The sequence below is a fragment of the Microbacterium sp. JZ37 genome (assembly GCF_035188445.1).
In the GTDB taxonomy this organism is placed as follows: Bacteria; Actinomycetota; Actinomycetes; order Actinomycetales; family Microbacteriaceae; genus Microbacterium; species Microbacterium barkeri.
In genome coordinates, this window is sequence record NZ_CP045253.1 from 1,752,285 (window position 1) to 1,771,051 (window position 18,767).

An 18,767-nucleotide genomic window follows, 5' to 3' on the forward strand; every position below is an offset into this window, starting at 1 on the left:
GTCACTCGACCGGGTCGCGAGCGGGCAGAGGCGTCCCCGAGCTCTCGCGCGCCTCGGCGGGCGTCGGCTCCTTCTCGCGCGTGCCGGTCGCCTCCGCATCGCCTTCGCTCTCGCCGCGCACGTGCGGGGCCAGGTCGGCGCGCCCGCGTCGCGCGATGTCGATCGCGTCTGCGGCGCGGACCAGCGCGAGGTGGGAGAGCGCCTGCGGGGTGTTGCCCATCTGCCGACGGCGCACGGGGTCGTACTCCTCGGCGAGCAGGCCCACATCGTTGACGGCCTCCAGCGCTCGTGCCATGAGCGCCTCGGCGTCCTCGAGGCGCCCCGATCCCGCGTACTGCTCGACGAGCCAGAAGGAGCACGCGAGGAACGGATGCTCCTCACCCGCGAGACCGTCGACCCCGGACGAGGTCCGATAGCGCAGCAGCAGTCCGTTAGCCATGAGGTCCTCTTCGATCGCGGCCACCGTGCCCGTCATGCGCTCGTCGTCCGGAGCGAGGAATCCGATCTGCGGCAGCTGGAGCAGCGCGGCGTCGACCTCGTCGGTGTCGTAGTGCTGCCGGAACGAGCCGCGCCGCTCGTCGAATCCGCGCGCGACGATCTCCGCGCGGATGGTGTCGGCGAGCTCCTGCCACCGGTCCGCGTCACCGGGCAGGCCGAACTCGCGCACACCGCGCGCCCCGCGATCGAAGGCGGCCCAGACCATCGCGCGGGAGTGCGTGAAGTGCCGCTCGTCGCCGCGGATCTCCCAGATCCCGTGATCGGGCCGCTGCCAGTTGTCGGCGAGGAACGCCAGCAGCGCCCGCTGCAGCGGCCACGACGCGGCTGTCTCCTCAAGGCCTGCGACGCGAGCGCCGTGCAGCGCCACCATGACCTCGCCGAAGATGTCCCATTGACGCTGCCGGTATGCGCCGTTGCCGATGCGCACCGGTCGAGCGCCGCCATGGCCGCGCAGTCCTTCGAGCTCGAACTCCGGCAGGCGGCGCTCGCCCCCGATCCCGTACATGATCTGGACATCCGCGGGATCCCCGGCGATGGCGCGCAGCAGCCATCCGCGCCATTCTTCCGCCTCCTCGCGGTAGCCGTGCGTCAGCAGCACGGCGATCGTGAGCGCCGCGTCGCGCAGCCAGACGTACCGGTAGTCCCAGTTGCGCACGCCGCCCTCGGTCTCGGGCAGGCTCGTCGTGGCGGCCGCCGAGATGCCGCCGGTGTCCTCGTCGGTGAGCGCCCGGAGGACGAGCAGCGAGCGTCGCACCTCCTGCGCGTACGGGGCGGGCGGCGCACTGCGTCGCGCCCACTCGCGCCACCAGTCGAGTGTCAGATCGAGCGCTGCGTCGACGTCGAGCGGCTTCGGCGGACGACGATGCGACGGGTACCACGTGAGCACGATGTCGATCGTCTGCCCCTCCGACACCGCGTGCTCACCGCGGTGCTCGAGCCCCTGCGCCCGCACGCGCGGCCCGCGCCGGATGATCGAGTCGGGCCCCGCTGTCGCGAGGATCGCGGGTCGGTCTCCGTACTCGATCTGACGGACCCAGGGAAGGGCGGCGCCGTAGTCGAATCGCACCGCGAACCGCTCCGTGAACGCGACCGAGCCGCGCAGCCCGCGGATGCGCCGCACGAGATTGGGCCGGCTGTCGCCGAGCGGCATGAAGTCGAGCACCTCGGCCTCGCCGCCGGGAGTCTGCCAGGTGGTCCGCAGAACGAAGGTGTCGTCGATGTACGAGCGTCTCGACGTCGCCGTCTCGTCGACAGGGCGGAGAGACCAGCGGCCCGCGCGCTCGTCGTCCAGGAGCGCGGCGAACAGAGATGAGGAGTCGAAGCGCGGCAGGCAGAGCCAGTCGATGCTGCCCGTCCGCGAGACGAGCGCCGCGGTGTGGAGGTCGCCGACGAGTGCGTAGTCCTCGATGGGGGCGGATGGTGCCGCCTGCGGCGGGCGCGGATGGTGCGAGGCCATGCGCCCCACCGTAGGCGGGCACGGGGGCGAGCGAAACGCCCTTGCGCTCAGCGGTTGGAGTCGCGCAGCGTTCCGGTGAGCTCCTCGCCGGGCATGTAGGCCATGCACTGGATGAGCCGGTCGGCGACCGAGGGGTCGCTCCACGTGTCCTCGAGCGGCGTGAGGTAGGTCACGTAGAGCTCGGACTGGTCGTAGGGGAGCCCGATGAAGGCCTCGAACGCCTCGCCCGTGCAACCTTCCTCCGCCGCGGTGTCGACGGCGGCCTCGCCGGGCCACTCGCCGTCCTCCATCTCGAACTCGTGGTAGACCTCGGAGTCGTGAGGCTCGTCGCACGGGACGACCTCGATGTCGGTCACCTCGCCTTCGGCAGTGGCGCCGGTGCAGTCGCCGACCTCGAGCGAGAAGACGTCGACCGTGCCACCCTCGGTGACCTCCTGCGTCTCCTCGTCGCGCGCGGCGGTCTCGCCGTTGAGCAGGTTGGCGATGCTCGAGCACCCGCCGAGCGAGAAGGCCAGGGCGACGGCGGCACCCGCGACGAGGACGCGACGGGTCGGGTTGGTGCGAATCATGGGGTCACTCTCCTGTGTGCGTAGGTCGGGGCACCAGAAGCCTCACGCCCGCACCCCACTCAGAACGCTACGCGTCGCCTCGATCCTCGCGCAAAGCGAGCAGGCTCAAAAGAGCCCTTCCGCGCGGCGGCGCTCAGGCGTCGAGGTCGTCGACGCCGGGCATCCAGCTCACGCCAGGACGGCCCCACCCGCGCTTCTTCGAGATCTTCTGCGCCGTCTTCCAGTCCCGCTCGGAGAGGCGGTCGACGTAGACGACGCCCTCGAGGTGGTCGAACTCGTGCTGCATGATGCGCGCGCGCCATCCGTCGACCTCGATGCGGACCGGAGCACCCTCGAGGTCGATCCCCGTGACGACGACCCGGTCGGAACGGCGCAGCGGGAAGCGCTCGCCGGGGAACGAGAGGCAGCCCTCTGACTCGAGGTCCTCGTCGGGGTCGCCCGGCTCGAGCGGCACCATCCAGAGCTCGGGGTTGATGATCTCGCCGCGCCAAGGGTTCCCGTCGTCGTCCTCGTACGTGTAGGTGTAGATGCGCAGGCCGACGCCGACCTGCGGCGCCGCGAGCCCGACACCGGGCGCGGCGTCCATGGTCTCGTACATGTCGCGGACGAGCGTGCGGATCTCGTCGGTGATCTCGTCGACGGGCGAAGCGGGGGCGTGCAGGACGGGATCGCCCCAGATGCGAATCGGCAGAACGGCCATCCCTTCAGGGTAGTCGGCGCGATCGGGCGTTAGTCTCGGTGGGTGACCTGGGGAACCTCGGAGGCCATGAGCCTGGCAGCGGCGGACATCGGCGAGCAGCTCGTCGGCGCATTCGAGAACCCCGGCCTGCTGCTCGGCATCCCGCTCGCGATCGCGGGTGCCGTCTTCATGTCGCTCGGCGCCCAGTACCAGAGCCGCGGCGTGAAGAAGGTCGAGCGGCTCGCCGGCGCCGAGGGCCGCGCAGGCCTCGGGGCCGCGCACCTCCTGCGCCTCATGTCCCGCCCGTCGTGGATCATCGGGACGATCCTGCTCGGCGTCGCGATCATCTGCCAGCTGAGCGCTCTCGCCGTCGCGCCGCTCATCGTCGTGCAGCCGCTCGGAGCGATCTCGCTCGTCATCACGACCCTGCTGAACGCGCAGATCACGGGCCACATGCCGACCCGGAACTCGATCACCGCCATCGGCCTGTGCGTCGGCGGCATCCTCGTCTTCGTGCTCGTCGCGGCGCTCTTCGCGACCGAGCGCTCGATCACCGACTTCGAGCTGCTCGTGGTGCTCGCGATCCTGCTCGCCGTGATCATCCTTCTCGGCGCGGCTTGGCTCATCCTGCGCCGCCGGATCGGCGCGCTCTTCTACATCACGGCGGCCGGCGCGCTCTACGGGTTCGTCGCGACGCTCGCGAAGATCGTCATCAAGCGCTTCCAGGCCGGCGACGTGGACTGGACCGTCTGGCTCTGCATCGTCGCGCTCGTCGCCGCCGCTGCCGCGGGCGGGTACTTCGTGCAGACCGCGTACGCGTCGGGGCCGCCCGACCTCGTGATCGCCGGCCTCACGGTGATCGACCCGATCGTCGCGGTGCTCATCGGCGCGATCGTCCTCGGCGAGGCGGCGAACGCCCCGCTGTGGGCGCTCATCGTCTTCGTCGTGGTCGGCGCGGTCGCGTCGCTCGGCGTCTTCCTCCTCGCGCGGCACCATCCGCAGGTCGTCAGCGAGAGCCAGGAGCTGTCGATCCGACGCGGCTCGGATGGCGAGGACGGCGACCGAGCGGATGGCCAGAGCGGGTCGTCGGCGCTGGACGCGCTGCGCGCGGCGCGCGACCCCGAGGATCTCCTCTCGCGGCGCAACGGGCCGCGAGACGGCGACGAGGGCTCGGGCCTCGACGCGCGATAGGCTCTAGGGCTGTACGGGGCGGTGGCCAAGCTGGTTAAGGCAGTGGGCTCATAACCCAACGATCGTCGGTTCAAGTCCGACCCGCCCTACCGTTCTCGACCGTGGCGATGTGCGCCCTCCCTGTGGGCGGGGCGTCTGTCCCCCAAACGGCCGATGGCACGAGCGTCCGCCGTTGCGTATGGTTCCCCTATGTGGAACGGGGGCGCCTGGGCCGATCGCTCCGATCGGAGCGTGCGGACGCGCAGCTCGCGTGTGTTCGCCATCGCTTCCATCGTCGCGACGCTGGCCATTCCATTCCTGTTCTGCATCTACTTCTCGGTGTACTTCTCCTTGGGCGGCCCCGCCCCGTCGCCGACGTCGGATGAGATCATCGCGTACGAGTTAGCCGCCGGGATCGCCGTCGTCGCCGCCGTCGTCGCAGGTGCCGCAGCTGTCTTCCGAGAATCGGCCTGGCGAGTCGTCGTCGCGATGCTCCTCGCGGTGCTGGTGCTCGGGGCCGCGTACGTCTTCGCGGTCCCTCATCTCCGATGGGCGCCTGCGCCGGCGCCGGCGACACACGAGCTCCCCGGCGACTACCTCCCGTGCTATGGCGAGGGCGACCCGAACTGCGCCGCCGGCTGAGGGCAACGACGAACGAAGCGCCGTGCGTCTGGCCGCAAGCGCTCGACGCTCGACCCGCGCTACCCTTCGAGAACGACGCAGGAGGGGGTGCCATGACCTGGATCGAATGGACCTTGGTCGCGCTGATCGCGGCGCCGATCGTCGGGGGTTTCATCTGGGTGCTCGTGCGCGAGCGCAGGTCGGCCTCGCTTCCCGGTGACGAGCAGCCGCTCGCTGAGGACGTCCGGACGAAGTACGACGTGGATATCGCCCAGATCCGCGCGTCGCAGGGGTACACCGGCGGGACTGGCGCGAACGCCGGCGGCGGCGTGTGACGGATGGCGCTCAGACTCTCCCGCGGACGATGCCGTGCCAGTACAGCTGGGGGAGCACCCACCGATCGAGTGCCAACCACCACGGGCGCGGCCGGAGCGGGTCGAGCAGCGGGATGGTCCGCATGACGCGGTGAGTGCGGCTGTCGTACTCGCCGAACACGAGCGCGCGCCGCGACGTCGTGATGGGTGCGACGGTATAGCCGTCGTACTCGAGGAGCGGCCGACCGGAGCGGCGCCGCGGGATGTTCTCGACCACCGTCTTGACCTGGTGACGGAGTGCGCCGCCCGTGCGGGCATCGCCGAGGTCGGCCGCGTCGCCGAGCGCCCAGATGTGCGGATGGTCGCGGTGCTGCAGGGTGCGTGGGTCCACGTCGACGAATCCCTGCGTCTGCTCACCGGCGAGCCCCGATTCGCCGACGAAGGCGGGAGCGCGGTACGGCGGGAGCAGATGGATGAGGTCCGCTGCGATCCGAGCTGTTCCCTCTGGTCCGTCGACGGCCAGCGTGTCCTGTTCGATGCTCTCGACGCGCGTCGAGGCGAGGACCTCGACTCCGTAGTCGTCGATCGCCGTCCGGATGGCCGCAGCGATCTCATCGACGGGATGGAGGCGGTCGGCGTCGTGCACGAGCACGACCCGGAGGTCGCGGAGAACGCCCCGGCGTCGCCAGTGATCGCAGGCCAGGAAGAGAGGTTTCAGCGCGGTCTCCCGACCCGAGGCGGGCTGCCCGTGCAGCGTGAACACGGCCGTCCCGCGGTCGAGAGCGCGGATCCTGTCCCAGGTGCGTTCGACATGCTCGAGCTCGAACGATGTGCAAGCGATGCCGTCTCGAAGCGCCCGCCGCGCGCCCGGCAGCGACTCCCAGTCGGTCTCGGCGCCGCACGCGATGACGACATCCCCAGCGACGAGGACCGTGCCGTCCGCGAGCATGACCTCCCGGCGGCCCGCATCGACCCGCTGCGCCGTCGACGGATAGAGGCGGACGCCCTGGGGGACAAGCGAGGTCTGGGCACGCACGAGTTCGTCACGCCGAGCGAGACCGCCCGCGACGTAGTTCTGCAGCGGTTTGTAGACATGGTGCGCCGACGGCTCGATGAGCGCGACGTCCGGGCATCCGCGCTTCCGCAGTCGCGCAGCGAGCGACATGCCCCCGTTTCCGCCGCCGATCACGATGACGTCGTGACGTCGCGGGCTCCGAGCAACCGTCTCTGCCATGTCTCGAGGGTCGAGGACACCGCGGGATGTGTCGATGGGGTTGACGTCTCCGCGCGGCGCGGCGAGCATCCGCGAACGGAGCCGCCGCGCATCCACTAGATTCGCGTCGTGAGCCGAGAGACAGCGAGTCGCATGATCCGCACGATCGTCGTCGTGTGCACGGGGAACATCTGCCGGTCGCCGATGGGGGAGGTCGTGCTGCGCGACCGCTTCGCATCCGCCGGGATCGACGTCACGCTGCGCTCAGCCGGCATCAGCGCGGAGGAGCTCGGAAACCCGATCGACCCGCGCGCGGCATCCGTCCTCGCCGAGAGCGGCTATCCGGTCCCGACCCGGACCGCGCAGGTCGTGAGCCATGACGACCTCGACGCCGACCTGCTGCTCGCGATGACGGAGCTTCACCGCGCGTCGCTTCTGCGCCAGGGCGCGGACCCCGCGCGCACCCGTCTGTGGATGGAGTTCGTCCCCGGTGCCGAGACTCGCGATGTCACGGATCCCTGGTACGGCGACCGCTCCGACTTCGAGGAGACACTCTCGCTCATCGAAGCGGGAGCACCGGCCATCCTGGATCTCGTCCGGGAGTCTCGCGCGGTCGCGCCGGCGGAGTGATCAGCCCGCCATCGAATCCAGGATGCCGCGCAGCGCCTCGATGGTCGTGCGCGGGTTGATGATGGCGAAGCGGGCGTTCGTCCGCCCCTCATGCCCGCTCGGCGTGACGAAGGCCCGCTGCTCGTCGAGCAGGCGAGCGGACCAGTCCTCGTAATCATCCTTCGACCATCCGTCGCGCTCGAACACCACGACCGAGAGCTGCGGGCGGCGCAGGAGCGTGAGATACGGACGCCGCTCGATCTCGTCGGCGATCTCCTGCGCGAGCTCGAGGGACGCGGAGATGGCCGAGCGGTAGGCGGCGGCGCCGTAGGAGGCGAGCGAGAACCAGAGCGGGAGCCCGCGCGGGCGGCGCGTCAGGTGGGCGGCGAAGTCCGACGGGCTCCAGTCGGCCTTCTCGGTGAGTGTGTCGAGGTACGCGGCGTGCTGAGTGTGCGCACGGCGCCCCTTCTCGGGGTCGCTGTAGATCAGCGCGCACGCGTCGAACGGCGCGAAGAGCCACTTGTGCGGGTCGACGATCACCGAATCCGCATGCTCGACGCCCGCGAAGAGGTGGCGATGGGATGGCGCGAGCATCGCCGAGAGACCGTACGCGCCATCGACGTGGAGCCAGATGCCCCGTGCGCGTGTCACCTCGGAGATCGACGCCACATCGTCGACGATGCCGAAGTTCGTCGAGCCCGTCGTGGCGACGACGGCGAACACGCTCTCGCCGTGCTCGTCGAGCGCCGCCCGCACGGCGTCGCCGCGCAGGACTCCGTCGGAATCGGGCGCGACACCCACGACGTCGACGTCCATCACCCGGGCCGCCGATGCGATCGAGGAGTGCGCCTCCTCGCTGCAGACGACTTTCCAGCGGGCAACCGTGCGCCCCGCCGAGCGCGCAGACTCGCGAGCGGCGACGAGTGCCGAGAGGTTGCCGAGCGTGCCGCCCTGCACGAAGACCCCGCCGGCGGTCGCGGGCAGGCCGAACTCCGCTGCGAGCCACGACAGCACCTGGTTCTCGGCGTAGACGGCGCCGGCGCCCTCGAGCCAGGACCCTCCGTAGAGCCCGCTGGCCGACACGACGACGTCGAATGCGGCGGCCGCCTTCGTCGGCGCACACGGGATGAAGGAGAGGTAGCTCGGGTCGTCTGTCGTGATGCACGCCGGCGCGAGCGTCTCCGTGAAGTGCGCGAGGGCCTGCTCGGCGCCGAGGCCCTCCTCGCTGATCGTCTGTCCGACGAGGGCGTCGAGTGCCGCCTCGGTCTGCGGCTTGTCGAGGGGAGTGTCCTCTGCGAGGAGTCGCTCGCGGGAGTAGCTCAGCACGAGGTCGACGACCTTGCGGTTCTCGGCGGTGATCTCGTGCATGCGCGTCGCGGATGTCGAGGTGCTCAATGTGGCTCCTTGTCGAGGGAATGGGGCTTCGGTGCAGTATGGTGCACGGTATGGATGTGACGACGACGGCCCTGTCTGCGGCGATCGGCGCGCGCGTGCGCCAGGAGCGGCAGGCCCGCCGCTGGACTCTGGACGCGCTCGCTGAGACCGCCGGCGTGAGCCGTCGCATGCTCGTGAACGTGGAGCAGGGCGCGACCAACCCGAGCGTCGGGATCCTGCTCCGGATCAGTCAGGCGCTCGGCATCGGGCTGCCCGCCCTCGTCGAGAATCCGCAGGTCGCCGCCGTGAAGGTCACGCGTAGGGGCGAGGGATCGATTCTCTGGCGCGGCGACAGGGGAGGGGTGGGTGTCCTGCTGTCGGGAACCGAGTCGCCCGACGTGCTCGAGCTCTGGGACTGGACGCTGCAGCCCGGAGAACGGCACGAGAGCGAGGAGCACGCGACCGGGACGAAGGAGCTCCTGCAGGTGCTCGACGGCGACATCGAGGTCACGGTCGGCGAGCAGACTCACCCGCTCGCGACCGGAGACGTCATCGCCTTCTCGGGTGACGCGCCGCATGCGTACGCCAACCCCGGCTCGGCCCCGGCGCGGTTCACGCTTTCCGTCTTCGAGCCGGGCGTCGGATCGCCGAAGGCCTCCGAGACGCACGGCGACTGACCTACCGGCGCGCACGGCGACGGCGCGCGACCGAGCCTGATTCGTCATTGAACAGCTCCCTTCGAAAGCTCCGCCCACTATAGAGCACGGCAGTGCGCACTCCGCGCACAGCAGTGCATCACCGGATGCGCGTGGGACCATCAGTGACAGCGAGGCGGGCGGATGGAACGACACGCTTGTGATTTGACGCGCGGGCGGGTCATAATGCAGGGAGAACTGAAGAGGAATCGCCGGATCGCCCGGTCAGGTCGTAGGGGAAGACGCACCTGACGAACGGAGAAGATCATGGCGACACCCATCGCGCGCGGAGTGGTCTATATCCACTCGGCGCCACGAGCGCTGTGTCCGCACCTGGAGTGGGCGGTCGGCCGATCTCTCGGCCGAGCCGTCAACTTCGAGTGGCAGGACCAGCCGGTGCTGCACGGCGCGCGTCGCACGGAGTACTACTGGGAGGGTCCCGCCGGCACCGGCGCCGCCCTCGCGACCGCCATCCGCGGATGGGAGCACCTCCGGTTCGAGGTCACGGAGGATCCCACTCCGCGCAGTGACGGCGGCCGCTGGATGCACACGCCCGATCTCGGCATCCACTACGCGCAGATGGACTCGGCGGGCAATGTCGTGATCCCCGAGGATCGCGTGCGCTACGCGATGGAGATCGCGGGCTCCGACCCGTTCGAGCTCCGTCGCGAGCTGGACGTCGCCCTCGGCAGCGCATGGGATCAGGAGCTCGAGGCCTTCCGCACCGCCGGCGACGACTCGCCGGTCGTGTGGCTGCACCAGGTCGGCTGAGCCCGCGGCGGGAGCCGCGTCCCGCCGTCCACAGACTGCAGACGCCCCAGGAGAGAACTCCTGGGGCGTCTCGCTGTCCGCTGTGGGATCAGCCGTCGTACGAGGCGAACGCGATGACCGCGTTGTGTCCGCCGAAGCCGAACGAGTTGCTGATCGCGAGCTGGGGGCCGTCGCCGAGCGGCTGAGGCTGACCGGACAGCTTGAACGGCACCTCGGGGTCCTGCTCGGTGATGTTGATCGTCGGCGGAGCGACGCGGTCGCGCAGCGCGAGCACCGTGTAGACCGCCTCGAGAGCGCCCGTGCCGCCGAGGAGGTGCCCGGTGGACGCCTTCGTGGCGGAGACGGGGATCTCGTCGATGCGGTCGCCGAACACGCGCTTGAGGGCGACGTACTCGTTCGGATCGCCGACCGGCGTCGAGGTCGCGTGCGCGTTGATGTGAGTGACGTCGTCGGGCTGAGCGCCCGCGACCTCCAGAGCCTGCTGCACGGCGCGCGCCGCACCCCAGCCCTCGGGGTCGTTGCCCGTGATGTGATACGAGTCCGCGGTGACGCCGCCTCCCACGAGGTACGCGTAGATCCGCGCACCGCGGGCCTTCGCGTGCTCCTCGGTCTCGAGCACGAGCGCGGCCGCGCCCTCGCCCATCACGAAGCCGTCGCGGTCGATGCTGCCCGGACGCGATGCCGTTGCGGGATCGTCGTTCCGGCGCGAGAGAGCCTGCGCGGAGGCGAAGGAGGCCACCGTGATCGGGTGGATGGCCGACTCGGCGCCGCCGGCGATGACGACGTCGGCGAGCCCCTGCTGGAGGTGCTCGTAGGCGTTGTAGAGCGACTCCGTGCTCGATGCGCAGGCGCTCACGACCGTGCGCGCGTACGCCTTCGCGTTGAACTGCAGCGAGAGGTTGCCGGCAGCCGCGTTCGGCATGAGCATGGGCACCGTGAGCGGCATGACGCGGCGGGGGCCCTTCTCACGAAGGGTGTCCCATGCGTCCAGCAGCGTCCACACGCCGCCGATGCCGGTCGCGAAGTCGACGCCGAGGCGCTCGGGCGCGACCTCGGGCTCTCCGGCGTCCGCCCAGGCCTCGCGTGCCGCGATGAGCGCGAACTGCGTCGAGGGGTCGAGGCGCTTGGCCTCGTGGCGGGGGAGCACCTCCTCGGGCCGGACGATCGCCTCAGCGGCGAAGGTCACCGGGAGCTGGTACTTCTCGACCCAGTCGTGCTCGAGCGTGCGGGCGCCGGAGACGCCTGCGAGGAGATTGCGCCAGTTGTCCTCGACGTTGCCGCCGATGGCGGACGACGCGCCGAGGCCCGTGACGACGATGCGCTTGGTCATGGCTTGGTTCCCTGTGTTCCTCGGAAGTGCAGATCGGGCGTCACGCCGAGTCGGCGCGGCCGCGCGGCGTGACGCCCGGAAGCATCACTGGTTGGCGGTGATGAAGTCGACGGCGTCCTTCACCGTCTTGAGGTTCTTGACCTCCTCGTCGGGGATGGTCACGCCGAACTTCTCCTCGGCGTTGACCACGATCGTCATCATCGAGATCGAGTCGATGTCGAGGTCGTCCGTGAACGACTTCTCGAGGGCGACCTCGGAAGCGTCGATGCCGGTCTCGTCGGTGATGAGCTCAGCCAGTCCGGCGAGGACCTCGTCGTTCGTGAATGCCATGGGTTTCTCTCTTTCAGGGTTGGGTGATCAGAATCCGGGTCGGGAACCGCCCATCAGTCTAGAGGCGGAGGCGGCCCGATCCGTGGAACGTCAGGGCAGGACGACGACCTGAGCGGCGAAGACGAGCCCCGCGCCGAAGCCGATCTGGAGCGCGAGACCGCCCGAGAGCTCGGGGTTCTCCTCGAGCAGGCGATGCGTCGCGAGCGGGATGGACGCGGCAGACGTGTTGCCCGTGTCGGCGATGTCACGAGCGATCGCGACCGTGTCGGGCAGCCCGAGCTGCTTGGCGAACTCGTCGACGATCCGCATGTTCGCCTGGTGGGGGATGAACGCCGCGAGGTCCGACGGCTCGACGCCTGCGGCCTCGAGCGTCTGCTTGGCGACCTTCGCCATCTCCCACACCGCCCAGCGGAAGACCGTCTGGCCCTCCTGGCGCAGCGTCGGCCACTCCGCCTCGCCGTCGCGGAACGCCGTGAGCGTCGCGTTCATGCGCACGGCCTCCGACTTCGACCCGTCGGAGCCCCACAGGGTCTGGGACACCCCGGGCGTCTCGCTCGGGCCGAGCAGGGCGGCACCCGCACCGTCGCCGAGGAGGAACGAGATCGAGCGATCGGTGGGATCGACGATGTCGCTGAGCTTCTCCGTGCCGATGACGAGCGCGTACCGCGCCGCGCCCGAGCGGATCAGCGCGTCGGCCTGCGCCACCGCGTAGCAGAAGCCCGCGCACGCGGCGTTGATGTCGTACGCCGCGGCCGGGTTCGCGCCGACGCGGTCGGCCACGATCGCCGAGACGGATGGCGTCTGCCGCGGGTTGCTGATCGTGGCGACGATGACGAGGTCGATCTCGGAGGGATCGACGCCCGAGCGCTGGATGGCCTCGGTCGCCGCGTCGGCCGCGAGCTCGACGGCCGTCGTCGCCTTGTCGGCGCGCACGCGCGTGATGATGCCGGTGCGCTGGCGGATCCACTCGTCGCTCGAGTCGATCGGCCCGACGAGGTCGTCGTTGGGCACGGCGTACTGGCCGCGCGCGGCGCCGTAGGCGTAGATGCGCGAGTGGGCGCTGCCGGTGGCTTCCTTCAGCGTGGGGGTCGTCATCCTGCTCTTCTTCTCCTCACTCACGCGAGCAGCGCCGCTGCCGCGTCGAGATCATCCGGGGTCTTCACCGCGACCGTCGGCACGCCCTTGAGCCCGCGCTTCGCGAGCCCGACGAGAGCGCCCGCGGGCGCGAGCTCGATGAGGCCCGCGATCTCCGGGTCGGCGAACGATGTCATGCACAGGTCCCACCGCACCGGGTGGCTCACCTGGTGGACGATGAGCTCGAGCGCACGGCGCCCGGTCGCCACCGTCGTGCCGTCGCTGTTGGTCCAGAGCGGCAGCGCGGGATCGCCCACTTCGGCGATCCCCTCGACGGCCTCCTGCAGCGGGCCCGTGGCGGGAGCCATGTACGACGTGTGGAAGGCGCCGGCCACCTGAAGCGGGATGACCCGCGCTCCACGCGGAGCGGACGCGGCGAGGGCGGCGAGAGCGTCCGTCGCTCCGGCCGCGACGATCTGCCCGCCGCCGTTGTAGTTGGCGGGCTCGAGGCCCGCGTCGGCGATCGCCTGGAGCACCTGCTCCTCGACGCCGCCCACGACAGCGCTCATGCCCGTCTCCGCCTGGGCGGCCGCCTCGGCCATCGCGCGGCCGCGCAGGCCGACGAGCCGCATGCCGTCCTCGAATCCGATCACGCCGGCGGCGACGAGCGCGCCGATCTCGCCGACCGAGTGGCCGGCCACCCCGCCCGGGGCGGACGCGCGCGCCTGCAGGGCCTCGTACGAGACGAGGCTCGCTGCGACGATGAGCGGCTGAGCGACCCGCGTGTCGCGGATGCGGTCGGCGTCCCACTCCGTTCCGGCCGCGATGAGGTCGACCTGAGCGGCGTCGGAGGCGGCCTCGAGGCGCTCGCGCACCCCGTCGAGCTCGAGCCAGGGGCTGAGGAATCCGGGCGTCTGGGACCCCTGTCCGGGGAATGCGGCGACGATCACCTGACCATCATGCCAACCGGAACGGCGGCTCGCTGGCGAGATCGTCACAAGAATCCCCGGATCCGTTGTGCGTGGCGGACACCTCGGATGGTCATCGTCGCCCGTCGCGCGGACGGCGGACCGGGCGCCGGACGGCATCCTTGGGGCCGATCGAGCCGAGGATGAGCGCCGTCTGCAGGATGAGCGCCTCACGCGGGCCGGTCGCGTCCCAGCCGATCACGTCGCTCACGCGCTTGAGGCGGTAGCGCACGGTGTTCGGGTGCACGAACAGCTCCCGCGCGGTCGCCTCGAGCGAGCGCCCGTTGTCGAGGTAGCTCCACAGCGTCGTGACGAGGTCGGTCGAGTGCGCCTCGAGCGGGCGGAAGATCCGCTCGATGAGGGTCTGCTTCGCGAGCGGGTCGCCCGCGAGCGCGCGCTCCGGAAGGAGGTCATCCGCCTCGACCGGGCGCGGCGCATGACGCCACGCACGTGCGACGGCGAACCCGGCGAGGGCTGCGCGGGCGCTGCGGCTCGCGTCGACGAGGGCCGGGACGGCCGGGCCGAGGACGAGGTGCCCGGCGCCGAAGCAGGGCTCCAGCGCATCGGCGATCTCCACGAAGCTCAGCTCGCCGTTCGGCTCCGACTGCTCCTTGCCGGGGGCGTGCGCACGGCCGAGCACGAGCACGAGGCGCGAGCCCTGCACGCCGATGAGCACGTCGACCCCGAGCTTGCGCGCCGTGCGCCGCACCTGGTCGACGTCGAACAGCGGGGGAGTGGTGCCCACGAGCACCGACACCTCGCCGTGTCCGTGCCAGCCGAGTGCCGCGATGCGGCTCGGGAGCTCCTCATCGGTCTCGCCCGTGAGGATCGAGTCCACCACGAGCGCCTCGAGTCGGGCATCCCAGAGTCCGCGCGACTCCGCGGCCCTGGCGTAGACGTCGGCCGCCGTGAACGCGACCTCCCGCGAATAGAGGAGGATCGACTCGCGCAGCTGCTCGCCGCGTCCGACGACGCGCTCTTCCATGACATCCACGGTCGCGCGGACGAGCTGCAGGGTCTGCTGGAGGCTGACGCTGCGCAGCAGCTCGCGCGGGGCCGCGTCGAAGATGTCCGCGGCGATCGAGGGTGTGCTCGTCGGATCCTCGTACCACTCGATGAACGAGCTGATCCCGGCCTGCGCGACGAGCCCGACGGCCGACCGACGGGCCGGAGGCATCTCGGTGTACCAGGGCAGCGACTCCTCGAGGCGCTGCAGCACGGCGGTGGCGACGTCGCCGGAGATGCGGCGCAGCCACGCCAGGGTCGCCGCCTTGTCCATCGTCGCCCTCTCCTCCGTCGACACAGGGGCGGGGCCCCGCCTGCCGGGGGCCCCGCCGTCTGCCGTTCCGCTCACGCGGTTCAGGAATCTCCGCCTGCGTTGCCGGACGTGCCGGCCGTCACATCGTGGATGCGGTACTTCTCGATCGCCTGCCCGATGACCGAGCGGTCGACGGCGCCCTGGTCGGCGAGCGACTGCAGCGCGCGCACGACCATCGACGGGCCGTCGATCTTGAAGAACCGGCGAGCCGCGGCGCGCGTGTCGGCGAAGCCGAAGCCGTCGGCGCCGAGCGTGTAGTACGGGCCGGGGATCCACTGCCGGATCTGGTCCTGCACGGCGTGCATGTAGTCGCTCGTCGCGATGAACGGCCCCTCGGCGCCCTGCAGCTTCTGCGTGAGGTACGCCGTGCGCGGCTCCTCCTCGGGGTGGAGGAAGTTGTGCTCGTCGGCGGCGAGGCCGTCACGGCGCAGCTCCGACCACGAGGTCACCGACCACACGTCGGCGACGACGCCCCAGTCGCTCTTGAGGAGCTCCTGGGCCTCGAGCGCCCACGGCACGCCCACGCCCGACGCGAGGAGCTGGACGCGCGGACCGTCTCCCGTGCCGACCGAGACGCGGTGGATGCCCTTGACGATGCCCTCTGCGTCGACGTCGGCCGGCTCAGCCGGCTGGCGCATCGGCTCGTTGTAGACCGTGATGTAGTACATGACGTCGGGGTCGGGGTGCGATCCGCCGTACATGCGCTCGACACCGGCCTGCACGATGTGCGACACCTCGTAGCCGAAGGCCGGGTCGTAGGTGAGGGTCGCGGGGTTCGTCGACGCGAGGAGCGGCGAGTGGCCGTCCGCGTGCTGCGTGCCCTCGCCCGTGAGCGTCGTGCGGCCCGCGGTCGCGCCGATGATGAACCCGCGCGCGAGCTGGTCGCCGGCCGCCCAGAACGCGTCGCCCGTGCGCTGGTACCCGAACATCGAGTAGAAGATATAGACCGGGATGAGCGGCTCGCCGTGCGTGGCGTAGGACGTTCCGGTCGCGGTGAAGGCCGCGGCGGCGCCGGCCTCGTTGATGCCGACGTGCATGATCTGGCCCTGCGGGCTCTCCTTGTAGGCCAGGAGCAGCTCGCGGTCGACGGAGGTGTAGTTCTGGCCGTTCGGGTTGTAGATCTTCGCCGACGGGAAGTACGAGTCCATGCCGAACGTGCGCGCCTCGTCGGGGATGATCGGCACGATGCGGTTGCCGAAGCCCTTGACCCGCATGAGGTCCTTGAGCATCCGGACGAACGCCATCGTCGTGGCGACCTCCTGGTTGCCCGACCCCTTCTTCGGGAACGCGTAGTCCTTGTCCTCGGGCATGTTGAGGGGGATGTGCGTGCTGCGGCGCTCGGGGAGGAAGCCGCCGAGCGCGCGGCGGCGCTCGAGCATGTACTGGATGGTCTCGTCCTGCGCACCCGGGTGGTAGTACGGCGGGCGGTACGGGTCGGCCTCGAGCTGAGCGTCGGACACCGGGATCTGCATCGTGTCGCGGAACAGCTTGAGGTCGTCCAGCGTCATCTTCTTCATCTGGTGCGTCGCGTTGCGCCCCTCGAAGTGCGGGCCGAGGCCGTAGCCCTTGACGGTCTTCGCGAGGATGACCGTCGGCTGGCCCTTGTGCTCCATGGCCGCCTTGTAGGCCGCGTACACCTTGCGGTAGTCGTGGCCGCCGCGGCGCAGGCGCCACACGTCATCGTCGGAGAGGTCCTTGACGAGCTCGAGCGCGCGGGGGTCGCGGCCGAAGAAGTTCTCGCGCACGTAGGCGCCCGACTCCGCCTTGTAGGTCTGGAAGTCGCCGTCCGGCGTCACGTTCATGAGGTTCAGGAGCGCGCCGTCGGTGTCCCGCGCGAGCAGGTCGTCCCACTCGCGGCCCCACACGACCTTGATGACGTTCCAGCCGGCGCCGCGGAAGAAGCTCTCGAGCTCCTGGATGATCTTGCCGTTGCCGCGGACCGGGCCGTCGAGACGCTGGAGGTTGCAGTTGATCACGAACGTGAGGTTGTCGAGGCCCTCGTTCGCGGCGACCTGGAGCTGACCGCGCGACTCCACCTCGTCCATCTCGCCGTCGCCGAGGAAGGCCCAGACGTGCGAGTCCGAGACATCCTTGATCCCGCGGTTGGCGAGGTACTTGTTCGTCATCGCCTGGTAGATGGCGTTGATCGGGCCGAGGCCCATCGACACCGTGGGGAACTGCCAGAAGTCGCGCATCATGCGCGGGTGGGGGTACGACGGGATGCCGTTCGGCGCGCCCGACTTCTCCTGGCGGAACGCGTCGAGCTGCGCCTCGCTCATGCGACCCTCGAGGTAGGCGCGCGCATAGGCGCCGGGCGAGGCGTGGCCCTGGTAGAAGATCTGGTCGCCGCCGGACGGGTGGTCCTGGCCGCGGAAGAAGTGGTTGAACCCGACCTCGTAGAGCGACGCCGCCGACGCGTACGTCGAGATGTGCCCGCCGACGCCGATGCCGGGGCGCTGCGCGCGGTGCACGGTGATCGCGGCGTTCCAGCGGATCCAGTGGCGGTACCGGCGCTCGAGCTCCTCGTCACCGGGGAACTCGGGCTCGTCCTCGGGCGCGATGGTGTTGACGTAGTCGGTCGTCGGCACCATGGGCACACCGAGACGCAGCTGCTTCGAGCGCTGGAGGAGGCTCAGCATGACCTCGCGGCCGCGCTGGTGGCCCTTGACGTCCACCAGCTCGTCGAGGGACTGCTGCCACTCGCTGGTCTCCTCCGGGTCGCTGTCGTGCGCACCCTGCGAGTACGGATCCTGGTCGTGAACAGCCACAGGTGACCTTTCGTCTGGCGGGCAGATCGTGCCGCGGAAACGGGACGAGGCGTGCCGGAGCCCGGTCGGGCCGATGCACGCGTATCGGGGACAGCCTAGTCCTTCCGAGGAGGGGCGGGCACGCGCGGCCAGGGTGGCGTCGACTCTCGGCAAGCGCTCTCCGGTCGCGTGCCCTCGTCCGGACGCGGCAGAATCAGGGAGTGCCCCACGTCTCCGCGCTCTACCGTCATCCCGTCAAGGGCTTCACCGCCGAGGAGCGCGAGGCGCTCGTCGTCCAGGACGACGGCCGCATCGAGGGCGACCGCGTGCTGGCCTTCCGCTTCGCGGACGCAGCCACGCCCGAGGAGCATGACGGACTGGACTACTGGCCGAAGTCCAAGGGTCTCGCGCTCATGGACTTCCCCTCCCTCGCGCGCCTCCGCCTGCGCTTCGACGAGGACCTCGGCCGGCTCTCCGTCCGCCTGGATGACGAGCTCGTGCTCGAGACGACGCTGGATGCCGAGGGGCGACGCGAGGCCTCCGAGCGGATCGCGCGGTTCGTCCTGTCGACGCCCGACGGGCGGCGCCTGGAGCGGGGTGGCCGCCTGCCGCTCGTCCTCGTGGGGGATGGCCGGACGTCGCGCTTCCAGGATCGGCCGCGCGGCTTCGTGTCGCTGCACGGTCGCCCGTCGGTGCGCGCGGTCGACGAGGTCACTCCGGACGCCGTCGTCGACGACCGCCGCTTCCGCTCGAACATCGTCGTCGACGGTCTCGAGCCGTGGAGCGAGCTCGACTGGCGTGGCCGCGTGCGGATCGGGGAGGTGATCTTCGCGGTGCAGCGCCCGATCATCCGCTGCCTCGCGATCCACGCCGACCCCGATTCGGGAGAGCGGGACGCCCCGCTCCTGAAGACCCTCACCCGCGTCTTCGGCCAGGCGGAGCCCACCCTCGGCATCCTGCTGCTGCCCGCCGAGGGAGGCGGCACCATCCGCCTCGGCGACAGCGTGGAGCTGCTCGACTGAGCTGCTCGA

General features: G+C 70.6%; 18 protein-coding genes and 1 tRNA gene. 8 read left to right on the top strand and 11 right to left on the bottom strand.

Translation table 11 applies throughout. The features are described from left to right. Position 1: 1 nt before the first annotated feature. The 3 genes from GC092_RS07950 to def form a co-directional block, all read right to left on the bottom strand. Positions 2-1,954, bottom strand: a complete 1,953-nt coding sequence (locus GC092_RS07950; protein WP_324011230.1) for a glycoside hydrolase family 15 protein — start codon at positions 1,952-1,954, stop codon at positions 2-4. Positions 1,955-2,001: 47 nt separating this feature from the next. After that, the gene (locus GC092_RS07955) at positions 2,002-2,523 is read right to left on the bottom strand and encodes a septum formation family protein (protein ID WP_271171883.1); all 522 of its coding nucleotides are present in this window, start codon (positions 2,521-2,523) and stop codon (positions 2,002-2,004) included. 133 nt (positions 2,524-2,656) lie between these two features. Continuing rightward, positions 2,657-3,223 carry a peptide deformylase gene (def, locus tag GC092_RS07960; RefSeq protein ID WP_271171882.1) on the bottom strand — a complete coding sequence of 189 codons (567 nt, stop codon included), beginning with the start codon at positions 3,221-3,223 and terminating at the stop codon, positions 2,657-2,659. Between the two features lie 66 nt (positions 3,224-3,289). On the opposite strand from def, the gene GC092_RS07965 reads away from it, so the two are divergent. The 4 genes from GC092_RS07965 (at position 3,290) to GC092_RS07980 (ending at position 5,328) form a co-directional block, all read left to right on the top strand. Next, entirely contained in the window at positions 3,290-4,393 is a 1,104-nt protein-coding gene (locus GC092_RS07965) for a DMT family transporter (protein WP_271172181.1), read from the top strand. Between the two features lie 15 nt (positions 4,394-4,408). After that, positions 4,409-4,482, top strand: a tRNA-Ile gene (locus GC092_RS07970). 142 nt (positions 4,483-4,624) lie between these two features. Next, a complete protein-coding gene (locus GC092_RS07975; RefSeq protein WP_324011232.1) occupies positions 4,625-5,014 on the top strand; it encodes a DUF6234 family protein in 390 nt (129 codons plus the stop codon). Between the two features lie 92 nt (positions 5,015-5,106). Next, entirely contained in the window at positions 5,107-5,328 is a 222-nt protein-coding gene (locus tag GC092_RS07980) for a hypothetical protein (RefSeq protein WP_324011234.1), read from the top strand. Positions 5,329-5,338: 10 nt separating this feature from the next. Here the strand turns inward: GC092_RS07980 and GC092_RS07985 are convergent, their stop codons facing one another. Further along, a complete protein-coding gene (locus GC092_RS07985) occupies positions 5,339-6,541 on the bottom strand; it encodes an NAD(P)/FAD-dependent oxidoreductase (protein WP_324011236.1) in 1,203 nt (400 codons plus the stop codon). Positions 6,542-6,649: 108 nt separating this feature from the next. Between GC092_RS07985 and GC092_RS07990 the strand changes: the two genes are divergently transcribed. After that, positions 6,650-7,150: a low molecular weight protein-tyrosine-phosphatase gene (locus GC092_RS07990; RefSeq protein WP_282977760.1), complete on the top strand. Its 501-nt coding sequence runs from the start codon at positions 6,650-6,652 to the stop codon at positions 7,148-7,150. Here the strand turns inward: GC092_RS07990 and GC092_RS07995 are convergent, their stop codons facing one another. Then, positions 7,151-8,497 carry a pyridoxal phosphate-dependent decarboxylase family protein gene (locus tag GC092_RS07995; protein WP_324014876.1) on the bottom strand — a complete coding sequence of 449 codons (1,347 nt, stop codon included), beginning with the start codon at positions 8,495-8,497 and terminating at the stop codon, positions 7,151-7,153. It lies immediately after the preceding gene. A 77-nt stretch (positions 8,498-8,574) separates the two neighbouring features. Between GC092_RS07995 and GC092_RS08000 the strand changes: the two genes are divergently transcribed. Both GC092_RS08000 and GC092_RS08005 read left to right on the top strand, forming a co-directional pair. Further along, positions 8,575-9,180: a helix-turn-helix domain-containing protein gene (locus GC092_RS08000; RefSeq protein ID WP_282977759.1), complete on the top strand. Its 606-nt coding sequence runs from the start codon at positions 8,575-8,577 to the stop codon at positions 9,178-9,180. Between the two features lie 285 nt (positions 9,181-9,465). Continuing rightward, a complete protein-coding gene (locus tag GC092_RS08005; RefSeq protein WP_271171878.1) occupies positions 9,466-9,969 on the top strand; it encodes a DUF3145 domain-containing protein in 504 nt (167 codons plus the stop codon). Positions 9,970-10,057: 88 nt separating this feature from the next. On the opposite strand, the gene GC092_RS08010 is transcribed toward GC092_RS08005, so the two are convergent. The 6 genes from GC092_RS08010 to aceE all read right to left on the bottom strand — a co-directional run bounded on the left by GC092_RS08010 (position 10,058) and on the right by aceE (position 17,757). Beyond that, positions 10,058-11,299 carry a beta-ketoacyl-[acyl-carrier-protein] synthase family protein gene (locus GC092_RS08010; protein WP_271171877.1) on the bottom strand — a complete coding sequence of 414 codons (1,242 nt, stop codon included), beginning with the start codon at positions 11,297-11,299 and terminating at the stop codon, positions 10,058-10,060. Positions 11,300-11,383: 84 nt separating this feature from the next. Further along, positions 11,384-11,629 (bottom strand): acyl carrier protein, encoded by a 246-nt coding sequence (locus GC092_RS08015; RefSeq protein ID WP_271171876.1) that lies wholly within the window; start codon positions 11,627-11,629, stop codon positions 11,384-11,386. Positions 11,630-11,719: 90 nt separating this feature from the next. After that, positions 11,720-12,724 (bottom strand): beta-ketoacyl-ACP synthase III, encoded by a 1,005-nt coding sequence (locus GC092_RS08020; protein ID WP_324011240.1) that lies wholly within the window; start codon positions 12,722-12,724, stop codon positions 11,720-11,722. A 20-nt stretch (positions 12,725-12,744) separates the two neighbouring features. Beyond that, on the bottom strand, positions 12,745-13,653 hold the full coding sequence (locus GC092_RS08025; RefSeq protein WP_324011242.1) for an ACP S-malonyltransferase: 909 nt from the start codon (positions 13,651-13,653) through the stop codon (positions 12,745-12,747). Positions 13,654-13,744: 91 nt separating this feature from the next. Continuing rightward, positions 13,745-14,950, bottom strand: a complete 1,206-nt coding sequence (locus GC092_RS08030) for a PucR family transcriptional regulator (RefSeq protein ID WP_271171873.1) — start codon at positions 14,948-14,950, stop codon at positions 13,745-13,747. Positions 14,951-15,030: 80 nt separating this feature from the next. Next, positions 15,031-17,757, bottom strand: coding sequence for a pyruvate dehydrogenase (acetyl-transferring), homodimeric type (aceE, locus tag GC092_RS08035; protein WP_282977756.1), 2,727 nt, complete (start codon positions 17,755-17,757; stop codon positions 15,031-15,033). 200 nt (positions 17,758-17,957) lie between these two features. On the opposite strand from aceE, the gene GC092_RS08040 reads away from it, so the two are divergent. Beyond that, on the top strand, positions 17,958-18,758 hold the full coding sequence (locus GC092_RS08040; protein ID WP_324011244.1) for an MOSC domain-containing protein: 801 nt from the start codon (positions 17,958-17,960) through the stop codon (positions 18,756-18,758). The last annotated feature ends 9 nt before the right edge of the window (positions 18,759-18,767 follow it).